This is a genomic window from Streptomyces sp. NPDC041135, from assembly GCF_055592085.1.
This window is the reverse complement of record NZ_JBVIYZ010000001.1, coordinates 659,672-673,350: the sequence shown is the minus strand read 5'-3', so window position 1 is coordinate 673,350 and position 13,679 is coordinate 659,672. Positions and strand designations below refer to the sequence as shown.

The window sequence follows — 13,679 nt, the reverse complement described above, 5'->3', positions numbered from 1 at the left end:
GCGGTACGCCGGGCCGCTGTCCGCGGCGTACCGCCCGGGCCGGTGCGAGCGGGTCACCGCCCCCGCGGCGACCCGCTCAGCGGCTCAGCAGCTCGACTTGCCGGCGTAGACGGCCAGGGCCGAGTCCGCGCCCACGGTGGCGGTGAACTGCCCGCTGGAGTTCACCGTCACCGTCGTGTTGTTCTGCACGTTGCAGTACGTTCCGGCCGGCAGGGACGTCTGGTAGGTCCGGGTGAGGGCGGCGGACTCGTGGTTGACGGCCACGAAGCCCTTGGTGCCCCGGCCGAAGGCGATGGCGTTGTTGCCGTCGTCCCACCAGTTCGTCAGTCCCTGGCCGCGGGTGGCGTTGCGGAAGGCGACCATCGACTTGATCTCCGGCCAGGCGTGCTGGCACTTCCAGCCGTCCTGCCAGCAGGCGTTGACCGTGCCCCCGTTGGGCGGCCCGGCGTCGGCGTCCGTCCACTCGTAGCCGGAGTTGATGTCCGGGGCGCCGTAGGGGTAGGCGAGCATGAAGACGTTGGCGAGGGTGTAGGAGGCGCCGTTCTTGTAGTTGAGGGTGGAGCCGTTGCGCTCGGTGTCGTGGTTGTCGACGAAGACGCCGGCCGACGCGCTGCCGAGGTAGCCCCAGCCCTCCCCGTAGTTCTTGAGGTAGGCGAGCTTCTCGGAGGTGAAGACGCGCTTGAGGTCGTAGGCGTAGCGGAACTCCTGCACGTCGCCGTTGCCCGTGTACTCGGTGGGCTGGACGGCCTCGCCCGCGCCGTAGATGACCTCCTGCTTCCAGTAGGCGCCGGGGTTGGTCAGGCGGGACTTGATGTTCGCCAGGTCGGCGGAGTCGATGTGCTTGGCCGCGTCGATGCGGAAGCCGTCGACGCCGAGGGTGAGCAGGTCGTTCAGGTATCCGGCGATGGCCTTGCGGACGTAGTCCTCGCCGGTGTCCAGGTCGGCGAGGCCGACGAGTTCGCAGTGCTGGACGTTCCAGCGGTCGGCGTAGTTGGTGACCTGGGCGGTGCAGTCGTCGAAGTCGGGGGACGAGTACAGCCCGGGGTAGTTGTACTTCGTGTACGACGAGCCGCCGGTGCCGGTGCCGGAGCCGGCCGCCATGTGGTTGATCACGCTGTCGACGACGACCTTGACGCCCGCCGCGTGGCAGGTGTTCACCATGCTCTGGAAGGCGGCGCGGTCACCGAGCCGGCCGGCGATCCGGTAGCTCACCGGCTGGTAGGAGGTCCACCACTGGGACCCCTGTATGTGCTCGGCGGGCGGGGAGACCTGGACGTAGCCGTAGCCGGCGGGACCGAGGGTGGCGGTGCACTCCTTGGCGACCGAGGCGTACTTCCACTCGAAGAGGACGGCGGTGACGTCCTTGGTGCCGGGCGGGGAAGCCTGTGCGATGGTCGGGGCCATGACAAACGCGGCCGCCGAGAGGGCCAGCGCCCCGGAAAGGATTCTGCGTACCATGTGGGGTTCCTTCTCCGTTGAAGGCCGTTCGCGGGCCGTTGAAGGCCCTTGCTGCAATGTTGCAGAAACTTGCGGTAACGCAGATGTTAAAGGCCCGCTGCCTGAAAGGGCAGCGGGCCGCAGGAAGTTGTCGCAAGAACTTTCGGAGGGGCCGTCAGGCCGTGGTGAACCACACCGTGGTGTCGCCCGGCACCTTCGTCTCGCCGTCGGCCTCCGTCACCTCACCGCTGGTGAGCAGGACGCGGCCGTAGGCCGGGGTGGTCACCGACTCCCCCGTGGTGTTGGCCACGCACACGAAGTCCCCGCGCCGGAAGGCCAGCACGCCCTCGGGCGCCCGCAGCCACTCCACCGCGTCCCCGGCGCCGAGGCCGGGGTGCTCCCGCCGGGCGGCGAGGGCGGAGCGGTACAGCTCCAGCGTCGAGCCGGGCGTGCCCTGCTGCGCCTCCACGCTCAGCTCGCCCCAGTACGCCGGCTGCGGCAGCCAGCTGCCCCCGCTGCCGAAGCCGTACGAGGAGCCGGTGCGGGTCCACGGGATCGGCACCCGGCAGCCGTCGCGGAAGCCGTCCTGGCCCGCGCCGCGGAAGTACGCCGGGTCCTGGCGCACCTCGTCGGGCAGGTCGACGACGTCCGGCAGGCCCAGCTCCTCGCCCTGGTAGACGTAGGCCGAACCGGGCAGCGCCAGCATCAGCAGGGAGGCCGCGCGCGCCCGCCGCAGGCCCAGCGCGCGGTCGCCCGCGGTGCGGATCTGGGTGCCGAGGCCGGGCGGGTTGGCGAAGCGGGTGGCGTGCCGGGTCACGTCGTGGTTGGACAGCACCCAGGTGGCGGGCGCGCCGACCGGGCGCATGGCCTCCAGGGTGCGGTCGATGACCGTGCGCAGCTCGCCGGCGTCCCACTCGGTGGACAGGTACTGGAAGTTGAAGGCCTGGTGCAGCTCGTCGGGGCGCACGTAGTTGGCGGTGCGCTCGACGGTCGGCGTCCACGCCTCGGCGACGAAGATGCGCTCGCCCGAGTACTCGTCGAGGATGCGCCGCCACTGGCGGTAGATCTCGTGCACGCCGTCCTGGTCGAAGAACGGCATGACATCGTTGCCCAGCAGCTTCAGCTGGTCGTGGGCGCCGAGGTCGGGCAGGCCCGGGGCCTTGACCAGGCCGTGGGCGACGTCGATGCGGAAGCCGTCCACGCCCATGTCCAGCCAGAAGCGCAGGATGGAGCGGAACTCGTCGCCGACGGCCGGGTGGTCCCAGTCGAAGTCGGGCTGCTCGGGCGCGAAGAGGTGCAGGTACCACTCGCCCGGGGTGCCGTCCGGCTCGGTGACCCGGGTCCAGGCGGGGCCGCCGAAGATGGACTCCCAGTCGTTGGGCGGCAGTTCGCCGTTCTCGCCGCGGCCGGGCCGGAAGTGGTAGCGCTCCCGCAGCGGGGAGCCGGGGCCCTCGGCGAGCGCCCGCTTGAACCACTCGTGCTGGTCGGAGGAGTGGTTGGGGACGAGGTCGACGATGATGCGCAGGCCGAGCCCGCGGGCGTCGCGGATCAGCGCGTCGGCGTCCAGCAGGTTGCCGAACATCGGGTCGACGGCGCGGTAGTCCGCCACGTCGTAGCCGGCGTCGGCCTGCGGGGAGGCGTAGAAGGGGCTGAGCCACACGGCGTCGACGCCCAGGTCGCGCAGGTACGGCAGGCGGGCGCGTACACCCTCCAGGTCGCCCATGCCGTCGCCGTTGCTGTCGGCGAAGGAGCGCGGGTAGACCTGGTAGATGACCGCGTCCCGCCACCAGTCGCGGTGCTGGGCGACGGTGGCGACGGCGGAGTCGGTGGCCGGGGCTGCAGAGTGCTGCTGGCTCATGGCGTCCTTGGTGAATGACGGAGTTCGGGTCATGGCGTGGGTGCGGCGGATGCGGGCCCGGACGTGCGAGACGGCCGCGGTGCCGGCGGGGTCTGAGGACACCGCGGCCGTCTCACCCGCGCGGACGGCCGCGCGGGAGCCTCGGGCGGGACGGGGCGTCAGCCCTTCGTGCCGCCGGCGGTGAGGCCGGTGACGAGGTTCTTCTGCACGAGGTAGAAGAACACGGACACCGGTATCGCGATCAGCACGGCGGTGGCGGCCATGTAGTTCCACTGGGCGTCGTGCTGGCTGACGAAGGTCTGCAGGCCGACGGCGAAGGTGTACTTCGAGTCGTCCAGCAGGAAGGTCGTCGCGAAGGCGACCTCGCTGACGGCCGTGATGAAGTTGTAGAAGGCGGCCACGGCCAGGCCCGGCCGGGCCAGCGGCAGGATCAGCCGGAAGAAGGTGCCGAAGGGGCTGAGCCCGTCCACGCGTCCGGCTTCGTCGATCTCGAAGGGAATGGTGTCGAAGTAGCCCTTGAGCAGCCAGGCGCTGTAGGGCACGGCCGTGGTGCAGTTGATGACGATCAGCGCCCAGTAGGTGTCGATGAGTCCGAGTTCGCTGAAGATCTCGTACATCGGCACGATCAGGATGGCGATCGGGAAGGCCTGGGTGAGCAGCAGCACCCACATCAGCGACTTGTAGCCGGGGAAGCGCATGCGCGAGACCGCGTAGCCGGTGGTCGCGGCGGCGAAGACACCGATCAGGGTGGTGCCGATGGCCACGATCATCGTCGACTTGAACCAGTCGAAGAACTCGGTGTGCTCCAGCACGAAGCTGTAGTTGGAGAAGGTCAGCTTGTGCGCGATGGCGCCCGGGTGCAGGTAGTCGTCCTTGTCCGGGCCGAGGGACAGGTAGAACAGCCAGACCACGGGGGCGAGGGCGATCAGGCTCGCGACGGTGAGCCCGCCGTGCAGCAGGGCGACGCCGAGCGGGCCGCGCGCGCCCCGCCCGCGGGAGCGGGGCCGGGGTGCCGGGGCGCCGGCGGGTGCGGTCACGGTCTTTTCCAGGGTCGGGGTGCTCATGGCGGCGGCTCCTGCGGCGTCAGACGGCGAGCTGGTCATTGCGCTTCAGCCAGCGGAAGTAGAAGGAGGTGAAGACGGTCAGCAGCGACAGCAGCAGCACACCGTAGGCGGCCGACTGCGCGAAGTCACGCGGTTGCTGTCCGAAGCCCAGGAAGTAGGCCCAGGTGACGAGGATCTGGGCGTCGGGCGCGCCGGTGGGGCCGAACAGCAGGAAGATGATCGCGAACTGGTTGAAGGTCCAGATGATGCCGAGCAGGACGACGGTGGAGCTGACCGAGCGCAGACCCGGCAGCGTGACGTGCCGGAAGCGCTGCAAGGGGCTCGCGCCGTCCATCTCCGCCGCCTCGTAGAGGGAGGGGTCGATGGACTGCAGTCCGCCCAGCAGGGAGAGCATCATGAACGGCACACCGCACCAGGTGTTGACCATGATCGCGGCGAACCGCTGCCAGAAGGTGTCCTCCAGCCACTGCGGCTGGGGCAGGTGGAGGGTGCCGAGGATCTGGTTGAGCACGCCGGAGTCGGAGAGCATGATCCGCCACGAGAAGACGGTGACGAAGGTGGGCACCGCCCAGGGCAGGACCAGCAGCAGCCGGTAGAAGGTGCGGCCGCGCAGCTTCTGGTTCAGCATGAGCGCCAGGCCGAGGCCCAGCGTGTAGTGCAGGAAGACGCAGGCCGCCGTCCAGAACACGGTCCACAGGAAGTGCGACCAGAAGCGGTCGTACGACGTCGGGCCGAAGAGGATGTCCTGGTAGTTGTCCAGACCGATGAACCGGTAGGTGGCGGCGATGTGGTTGACGCCGATCGTGCGCGCCGAGTTCAGGCTGTTGGCGTCGGTGAGGGTGAGGTACAGGCCCCGCACCAGCGGGTAGCCGACGATGACGCCGAGCACGACGACCACCGGGGCGATCATCGCGTAGGCGTACCAGTGCTTCTGGTAGCCGTTCTTGATGCGCTGCCCGAGCCCGGGCCGAGGCGCGCGGTCACCGCGGCGCTTGCCGGACGCGCGGTCGATGGCGACTGTCATGGTTCGACACCTTCATTGGTTCACGTGGTCGGGGCCGGGTACAGGGCGGTGGCCGCCGGAACCTTCCCTCCTGCGGAGAGGTTCCGACGGCCACACGGGCTCACTTGCTGAAGTCGGGCACCAGCTTGGCGATGGCCAGCTCGGCGTTGCTCAGACCCTTGTCCAGCGACTCCTTGCCACCGGCGATCTTCGGCAGCTCGGTGTCCAGCGGGCCCCACAGGGAGCTGTACTCGGGCAGCGCCGGGCGCGGCTGGGCGGCGGGCAGGACGCCCTGGAAGCCGGCGATCCCGGGGTCGGTCTTGACCTGGGCGGTGTAGGCGTCGTCCCGGGTGGGCAGCGTGGAGTTCTTCAGGGCGACGGTCGACTGGGACTTCGCGGAGGTCATGAACTTCACGAACTTCAGCGCCGCGTCCTGGTGGGCCTGGTCCGAGCCGGCGTAGACCGAGAGGTTGTGGCCGCCGGTCGGGGCGCCCGCCTTGCCGCTGGAGCCGGCCGGGACGGTGGCGATGCCGAGGTTGGCCTTGTCCGCGAAGGCGCTGCCCTTGTAGAAGTTGGTGATCTCCCACGGGCCCTGGACGATCGCGGCGACCTTGCCGTTGACGAACGCGTCCTGGATGTGCGCGTAGGCGTCGGCGGTGGTGTCGGCCTTGTGCAGGCCCTTGCCGGAGAAGGTGCTCAGCCAGGTGCCGTAGGCCTTCTTGGCCGCGGGCGAGTTCACGGTGATCTTCTTGGCGGAGGCGTCGACGGTGTCGGCGCCCTCGCCGTAGAGGAAGGACTGGGCGTAGTAGGCCTGGGTGGAACCCCAGTAGCCGTCGACCTTCGTCTTGGCCTTGATCTTGGCGGCGTCGCTCTTCAGCTCGTCCCAGGTCTTGGGGGCCTCGGTGATGCCGGCCTTCTCGAACAGGGCCTTGTTGTAGACGAGGGCGAGGGTGTCGGTGACCAGCGGCACGCCGTAGGTCTTGCCCTGGTACTTGGCCTGCTCGATCAGGTTCGGCTGGAACTTGGCCTGGTCGGCGAGGGCCTCGGTGCCGTCCAGCGGCAGGAAGTAGCCCTTCTTCGCGAAGGCGGGGGTCCAGCCGACCTCGGAGCGCAGCACGTCCGGGGCGCCCTTGGCACCGGCGGCCGTGTCGAACTTGTTCTGCGCCTGATCGAAGGGCACGTTGACGTACTTGACCTTGATGTTCTTGTTGGCCGCCTCGAACTGCGAGACGAGGCCCTTGTACGTCGGCGCCTCATTGGTGGCGTTGGAGGTGTCCCACCAGGTGATGGTGACCGGGCCGTCCGACTTGCCTTCGCTGTCGTCGTTCCCGCCGCACGCCGTCGCCGTGAGGGCGAGGGACGCCACCAGCGCGGAGGCCGCTATGCCACGCCGCATGAGTTCTCCTTGAAGTTCAAAGCCCTGAAATGCAGGATGCGGTCCCGTCCGCCGCCCCTGCGACTGCCGACTGCGCCGTTGCGGCCAGCGGGCGACGTGAACGTAACAGCCATGTAAGCGTTGCGAAAGACCTTGCAGAAAAAAAGTGCAAGACGACCGGGGAGTTACCCGGATGTGACCTGCCCTAGACCCCGCCGCAACCGGGATGCGGGGCCGCTCAGCGGAGTGGGCGGCACTTGTGCAAGACTCTGCAAGCTCTTGCCGCGTGGTGCCGTAACCGCTCTCATTCGTTGCGAAGGACGCCCGCCAGGAGCCGAAAACCGGAGGCCGACATCACGAAGGACGAGGTAGCGCGATGACGCAGCAACCCGCAGCGGGCCGTCTCTCCGCCCGCCGCGCACGGCGTCCGGTCGGTGGGCAAGGCGAGAGACGACCGGTACAGTCCATTGCCGTGACCACACGGCTTGCCGATATCGCAGCGCAGGCGGGGGTGAGCGAAGCGACCGTCAGCCGGGTGCTCAACGGCAAGCCCGGTGTCGCCGCCACCACCCGCCAGTCCGTGCTGGCCGCGCTCGACGTCCTCGGGTACGAGCGTCCTGTCCGGCTGCGCCAGCGCAGCGAGGGGCTGGTCGGTCTGATCACCCCGGAGCTGGAGAACCCGATATTCCCGGCCCTGGCCCAGGTCATCGGCCAGGCGCTGACCCGCCAGGGCTACACCCCGGTGCTCGCCACGCAGACCCCGGGCGGGTCCACGGAGGACGAGCTGACCGAGATGCTCGTGGACCGCGGCGTGGCCGGCATCATCTACGTCTCCGGACTGCACGCGGACACCACCGCCGACATGCAGCGCTACGAGCGGCTGCGCGCGCAGGGCGTGCCGTTCGTGCTGGTCGACGGATTCTCGCCGAAGGTGCAGGCGCCGTTCATCTCCCCCGACGACCGGGCCGCGATGGCGCTCGCGGTGACGCACCTCGCGTCGCTGGGGCACACCACGATCGGGCTGGCGCTCGGTCCGAAGCGGTTCGTGCCGGTGCAGCGCAAGATCGAGGGCTTCGTCCGCTCCATGCAGGACCAGGTGGGCCTCGGCGCCGAAGAGGTGGAGACCAAGCTCGTCCAGCACTCGCTGTACACCCTGGAGGGCGGGCAGGCCGCCGCGACCTCGCTGATCGGCCGCGGCTGCACGGCCGTGGTGTGCGCCAGCGACATGATGGCCCTCGGTGCCATACGGGCGGCCCGGCAGCTCGGCCTGGAGGTTCCCCGGGACGTGTCGGTGGTCGGCTTCGACGACTCCCCGCTGATCGCCTTCACCGACCCGCCGCTGACCACGGTCCGCAAGCCGGTGCCGGCCATGGGTCAGGCGGCGGTGCGCACGCTGCTGGAGGAGATCGGCGGTACGCCCGCCCCGCACAGCGAGTTCGTCTTCATGCCCGAGCTGGTGGTGCGCGGCTCGACCGCCTCCGCCCCCGGGGACCGCACCCGCTCCTGAGCCGCTCCGGGCGGCGCCGCTCCTTCGGGGGGACGGGCCGTGACCACCCCCGCGCGGACGGGGGCGTGAGCGCCTGCCGGGCGGCCTGACACCGGTGTTTCACGGGCGGACGTGCGGCGCCCGGCCGGCCTTGGGATGATCGGTCGAAGACCGCTTTTCTGGCAGACTGCGTGCCTATGACTGATTCGACCGTGACAGAGCAGGAAGGTCGCGAACAGGCGGCCGTTCCGCGCACTGTCACGGGCGGGCGCGGACCCGGCCGGCTGCGCCGGCTGCGCAGCCCGAGCCGGCCCCGGCTCGCCGTCGAGATCCTGCTGGTCGCGGTGAGTTACTGGACGTACTCGCTGATCCGCAACGCCGTGCCGGAGCGGCGGGCCCAGGCGCTGCGCAACGCCGACTGGATCTGGCGGGCGGAGCACCAGCTCGGGATCGCCGTCGAGGCGACGGTCAACCGGGCCGTGAACTCGGTGTCCTGGCTGATCGTCGGCATGAACTACTACTACGCCACACTGCACTTCGTGATCACGCTCGGTGTCCTGGTGTGGCTGTTCCGCAGTCATCCGGGCCGGTACGCGGCGACCCGCACGGTGCTGTTCGCGACCACGGGCGTGGCCCTGGCCGGTTACTGGCTGTTCCCGCTCGCCCCGCCCCGGCTGATGGACGCCGGGCACTTCGTCGACACCGTGATGATCCACCACACCTGGGGCTCGATGGCCTCCGGCGACCTGAAGCACATGTCGAACCAGTACGCGGCGATGCCGTCCATGCACATCGGCTGGTCGCTGTGGTGCGGCCTGACCGTCTTCGCGCTGGCCTCGGTGCCGTGGGTGCGCGTGCTGGGCCTGCTGTACCCGGCGCTGACCCTGGTCGTGATCGTCGCCACCGCCAACCACTTCTGGCTCGACGCGGTCGGCGGCGTCCTCTGCCTCGCCTTCGGCTTCGCCCTGGCCCGGCTCTGGTACGGCGCCCAGCCGTACGCCCTGCCGAGGGCGGCCGCGGCGCCGGCCCCGGCGCCTCAGACCTGCGGCGCCGCGTAGAACAGGTCCTCCACCACCGTGCGCGCCTTGCGGGTGGTACGGCGGTAGACGTCGAGCATGTCGCCCGCGTGACCGGTCCCGTAGCCGAGGTAGCGGCCCACGGCGGCGAGTTCCCGGGGCTCGGTCGGGAAGGTGTCACCGGCCCGGCCGCGCACCAGCATCACGGCGTTGCGCACCCGGGTCGCCAGCACCCAGGCCTCGTCCAGGGTGGCCGTCTCCTCGTCGGTGAGCAGCCCGGCCGCCCGGGCGGCGGACAGCGCCTCACGGGTGCGGGTGGTGCGCAGCCCCGGCTGCGTCCAGCCGTGCCGCATCTGGAGCAGCTGGACGGTCCACTCCACGTCCGACAGGCCGCCGGGGCCGAGCTTGGTGTGCAGCTTGGGGTCGGCGCCGCGCGGCAGGCGCTCGGCCTCCATCCGGGCCTTGAGGCGGCGGATCTCGCGGACCGCGTCCTCACCGAGGCCGTGCGCGGGGTAGCGCAGCGGGTCGATCAGCTCGATGAACCGGTCGCCCAGCTCCGCGTCCCCGGCGACCGGCTGGGCCCGCAGCAACGCCTGCGACTCCCAGCCCAGGGACCAGCGGCGGTAGTAGGCCTCGTACGACCGCAGGGTGCGCACCAGCGGACCCGACTTGCCCTCCGGGCGCAGGCCGGCGTCGATGAGCAGCGGCGGGTCGGCGCTGGGCAGCTGGAGCAGCCGCCGCATCTCCGCGACGACCTTGTTGGCGGCGGCCGACGCCTGCTGCTCGTCGGCGCCCTCCCAGGGCTCGTGGACGAACAGGACGTCGGCGTCGGAGCCGTAGCCCAGTTCGTGGCCGCCGAAGCGGCCCATCCCGATGATGGCGAACCGGGTGGGCAGGCGGTCGCCCCAGCCGTCGCGGACCACCGCGCGCAGGGCGCCGGCCAGGGTGGCCGCCGTGAGGTCGGAGATCGCGCCGCCCACCCGGTCCACCAGGGCGCCCTCGTCGGCCTCGGCCGGGCTGGCCTCGGTGCCGTAGGAGCCGACGATGTCGGCGGCGGCCGTACGGAACAGTTCGCGGCGCCGGACGCCGCGGACCGCGGTGACGCCCTGCGCGGCGTTCGCGGCGCGGCCCGCCGCGGCGAGCGTCTCCTGCTCCAGGTGGGCGCGGGCGCGCGGCTCCAGGCCGCTGCCGTCGCCGTCGCCGAGCAGGGCGACCGCCTCGGGCGCGCGCATGAGCAGGTCGGGGGCGAGCCGGCCGGCCGACAGCACCCGGGCGAGGTTCTCGGCGGCGGCGCCCTCGTCCCGCAGCAGCCGCAGGTACCAGGGCGTCTTGCCGAGCGCGTCGGAGACCTTGCGGAAGTTGAGCAGGCCCGCGTCGGGGTCGGCGGAGTCGGCGAACCAGCCCAGCAGCACGGGCAGCAGGGTGCGCTGGATGGCGGCCTTGCGGCTGACGCCGGAGGCGAGGGCCTCCAGGTGGCGCAGGGCGGCGGCCGGGTCGGCGTAGCCGAGGGCGACCATGCGTTCGCGGGCCGCCTCGGCGCTCAGCCGGGCCTCGCCGGGGGCGAGCTGGGCGACCGCGTCGAGCAGCGGGCGGTAGAACAGCTTCTCGTGCAGGCGGCGCACCACCCCGGTGTGCCGCTTCCACTCGCGGGTCAGGTCGGTCACCGGGTCGGCCCGCAGCCCCAGCGAACGGCCGAGGCGGCGCAGGTCGGCCGCGTCCTCGGGGACGAGGTGGGTGCGGCGCAGCCGGTGCAGCTGGATCCGGTGCTCCATGGAGCGCAGGAAGCGGTACGCCGCGTCGAGCTGCTCGGCGTCGGCGCGGCCCACGTAACCGCCCGCCGCCAGCGCCTGGAGGGCGTCCAGGGTGGTGCCGCTGCGCAGGGAGGCGTCGGCGCGGCCGTGCACCAGCTGGAGCAGCTGGACGGCGAACTCGACGTCCCGCAGGCCACCGGGGCCGAGCTTCAGCTCGCGGTCGACCTCGGCGACGGGGATGTTCTCCACCACCCGGCGGCGCATCTTCTGCACGTCGGCGACGAAGTTCTCGCGCTCGGCGGCCTTCCACACCAGCGGGCCGAGGGCGTCGGTGTAGGCCTGCCCCAGCTCGGCGTCCCCGGCCACCGGGCGGGCCTTGAGCAGCGCCTGGAACTCCCAGGTCTTGGCCCAGCGCTGGTAGTAGGCGACATGGCTGCTGAGGGTGCGCACCAGGGGGCCGTTGCGGCCCTCGGGGCGCAGGTTGGCGTCGACCGGCCAGATCGAGCCCTCGACGGTGGTCTCCGAGCAGATCCGCATCATGTGCGAGGCCAGCTTGGTGGCCGCCCGGATCGCCTTGCCCTCGTCGGCTCCGGCGGCGCCGTCGGCGGTCTCACCGACGAAGATCACGTCGACGTCGGAGACGTAGTTCAGCTCGTGGCCGCCGCACTTGCCCATGGCGATCACCGCAAGCCGGCAGGCGGCGGCGTCCTCGGGGGCGGCGGCGCGGGCCAGGGCGAGGGCGGCGCGCAGGGTGGCGGTGGCGAGGTCGGCCAGCTCGGCGGCGGTCTGGTCGACGCCGGTGGTGCCGCACACGTCCCGGGCGGCGATGGACAGCAGGCAGCGGCGGTAGGCGACGCGCAGGGAGACCGGGTCGGTGACGGCGGCCAGGCCGCGCTCGAACTCCTCCACCCCCGGGTGCAGGTCCCGGGGCTCGTAGGTGACCAGGGCCTCCCAGTCCCGCGGATGCCGGGCGAGGTGGTCGGCGAGGGCCGCCGAGGCGCCCAGGACGCCCAGCAGGCGGTCGCGCAGCGGCTTGGCGGCTATCACGGTGTCCAGCAGCTCGCGGCGGGCGGTGGGGCCGGGCTGCGCCTCCAGCAGCCGGACCAGGCCCAGCAGGGCGAGGTCGGGGTCGGCGGTGGCGCCCAGCGCCTCCAGCAGCACCGGGTCGTCGCGGACCGGGGCCAGCTCGGCGCTGTCCAGCAGCCGCTCGGCGGCGGAGGCGTCGGTGAAGCCGTGCCGCAGCAGTCGCGTGAAGGTGCTGCTCCTGCGCCCCGGCGTCATCCGCGGCCTCCCCTCGATCAAGGTCGTCCTGGCCAGAGCCTAACCGGAGAGTACGGCCGTGGCTCCGGGACGGACGGGCTGTGCTCCGGGCCGGCCGGGGCGCGGGCGGTGCGCTGCGCTGCGCCTGAGGTGCGCTGGGTCCGGGGCGCGGGCGGTGCGCCGGGCCTGAGGTGCGCCGGGTCCGGGGTGCGGATCAGGTGGCCGTCCGGTGGCCTGTGGGCCGGGGCGCGGGTGCCGGGGTGGCCGGCCGGCCCACGCGGTGACCGGGCCCGTCCGCGGGCTCCGTGGGCAGGTCGAAGAGCGGCTGCTGCGAGGCCTGCGGAACCCGTGCGGCCTCCGGGACCTTCCGGACCTGGTGCGGCACCGTCGCGCCCAGCAGGCGGCGCATGCGGGCCGCCGCGTCCACGGCGGCATCGGCGCAGCAGTTGTTGAACAGCACGTGGACCTGGTCCGCGCGGTCGGCGAGGGCGCGGATGCGCGGCAGCCACTCGGTCAGCTCCCGTTCCGTGTAGGCGTGCCGGAAGCGGTCCTCCTTGCTGCCGGTCCCCCAGTGCGGGCTGCGGCCGTGGAAGCGGACCACCGCGAGCCGGCCGGTGGTGACGGGCGCGACGGGCGGCATGGAGGTGGGCAGCCCCTGGGCGGTGTCGACGGCCACGGCGGTGGCGTCGAGGCCGGTGAGCAGCGCGGCCGTGGCCCGCCCCCGGTCGCCCTGCCACCAGCCCGGGTGGCGGAACTCCACCGCGAACGGCCAGTCACGGGCGCGCTCCCGGCACGCCGCGACGAAGGCCTCGGACCGGGGGCCGGGGGTGAGGGAGGGCGGGAACTGGAAGAGCAGGGTGCCCAGCCGCCCGGCCTCGCGCAGGGGGCGCACGGCCTCGGCGTACCGGGCCCACACCTCCGCCAGCAGCCCTCCGTCCACACCGTCCACCCGGTCAGCCCGGTCCGCCCCGCGGGTGCGGGTGAACGCCGGCCGTAAGTCGGCGGGCAGCGCGGCCGGCCGGGTGGGGTGGCCGGTGAGCAGGGAGAACGCCTTGACGTCGAAGCGGAAGCCGGCCGGTGTGCGCTCCGCCCAGAGCCGGGTGGTGCGCGGGCTCGGCAGCGCGTAGTACGGCGAGTCGGCCTCGACCACCGGGAACCGCTCGGCGTAGTGCCGCAGCCGGCCCTCGGCGTCGCGCCGCCCGCGCGGGTACCAGCCGCTCGTCACCAGCGCCCGGTCCGTCCAGCCGCACGCGCCCACGAGGATGTCCGCCATGGGCCGCGGGTACCCGGCGGACCCGGGATACGCACGTGGAGACCGGCATCGGCATACCGGGACCGGCACGCCGTGACCGGGCGCCTCCGGCGGGCGGAGGCCGGCAGTTCACGTGGTCTTCATCCGCCGGGTTGCGTCCCGTGGCGCACGGGAATA

General features: G+C 72.0%; 9 protein-coding genes. 2 read left to right on the top strand and 7 right to left on the bottom strand.

Annotated elements, in window-relative coordinates; all coding sequences use genetic code 11:
• Window positions 1-84: 84 nt before the first annotated feature.
• The 5 genes from ACZ6CZ_RS03020 to ACZ6CZ_RS03000 form a co-directional block, all read right to left on the bottom strand.
• A complete protein-coding gene (locus ACZ6CZ_RS03020) occupies window positions 85-1,458 on the bottom strand; it encodes an alpha-amylase (RefSeq protein WP_469013828.1) in 1,374 nt (457 codons plus the stop codon).
• Between the two features lie 154 nt (window positions 1,459-1,612).
• The gene (locus ACZ6CZ_RS03015) at window positions 1,613-3,295 is read right to left on the bottom strand and encodes a glycoside hydrolase family 13 protein (RefSeq protein WP_469013825.1); all 1,683 of its coding nucleotides are present in this window, start codon (window positions 3,293-3,295) and stop codon (window positions 1,613-1,615) included.
• Window positions 3,296-3,453: 158 nt separating this feature from the next.
• Window positions 3,454-4,359, bottom strand: a complete 906-nt coding sequence (locus ACZ6CZ_RS03010) for a sugar ABC transporter permease (protein ID WP_469013822.1) — start codon at window positions 4,357-4,359, stop codon at window positions 3,454-3,456.
• A 19-nt stretch (window positions 4,360-4,378) separates the two neighbouring features.
• Complete coding sequence (locus ACZ6CZ_RS03005; RefSeq protein ID WP_469013820.1) at window positions 4,379-5,383, bottom strand: carbohydrate ABC transporter permease; 1,005 nt, start codon at window positions 5,381-5,383, stop codon at window positions 4,379-4,381.
• 100 nt (window positions 5,384-5,483) lie between these two features.
• Complete coding sequence (locus ACZ6CZ_RS03000) at window positions 5,484-6,758, bottom strand: extracellular solute-binding protein (RefSeq protein WP_469013819.1); 1,275 nt, start codon at window positions 6,756-6,758, stop codon at window positions 5,484-5,486.
• A 451-nt stretch (window positions 6,759-7,209) separates the two neighbouring features.
• Between ACZ6CZ_RS03000 and ACZ6CZ_RS02995 the strand changes: the two genes are divergently transcribed.
• Window positions 7,210-8,244 carry a LacI family DNA-binding transcriptional regulator gene (locus ACZ6CZ_RS02995; RefSeq protein ID WP_469013817.1) on the top strand — a complete coding sequence of 345 codons (1,035 nt, stop codon included), beginning with the start codon at window positions 7,210-7,212 and terminating at the stop codon, window positions 8,242-8,244.
• A gap of 176 nt (window positions 8,245-8,420) precedes the next feature.
• Window positions 8,421-9,281, top strand: a complete 861-nt coding sequence (locus ACZ6CZ_RS02990; RefSeq protein ID WP_469013815.1) for a phosphatase PAP2 family protein — start codon at window positions 8,421-8,423, stop codon at window positions 9,279-9,281.
• On the opposite strand, the gene ACZ6CZ_RS02985 is transcribed toward ACZ6CZ_RS02990, so the two are convergent.
• A complete protein-coding gene (locus ACZ6CZ_RS02985) occupies window positions 9,260-12,271 on the bottom strand; it encodes a bifunctional [glutamine synthetase] adenylyltransferase/[glutamine synthetase]-adenylyl-L-tyrosine phosphorylase (RefSeq protein WP_469013814.1) in 3,012 nt (1,003 codons plus the stop codon). The two genes, ACZ6CZ_RS02990 and ACZ6CZ_RS02985, sit on opposite strands and share 22 nt — an antisense overlap.
• A 193-nt stretch (window positions 12,272-12,464) precedes the next feature.
• Window positions 12,465-13,523 (bottom strand): DUF72 domain-containing protein, encoded by a 1,059-nt coding sequence (locus ACZ6CZ_RS02980; protein WP_469013813.1) that lies wholly within the window; start codon window positions 13,521-13,523, stop codon window positions 12,465-12,467.
• Window positions 13,524-13,679: the final 156 nt, after the last annotated feature.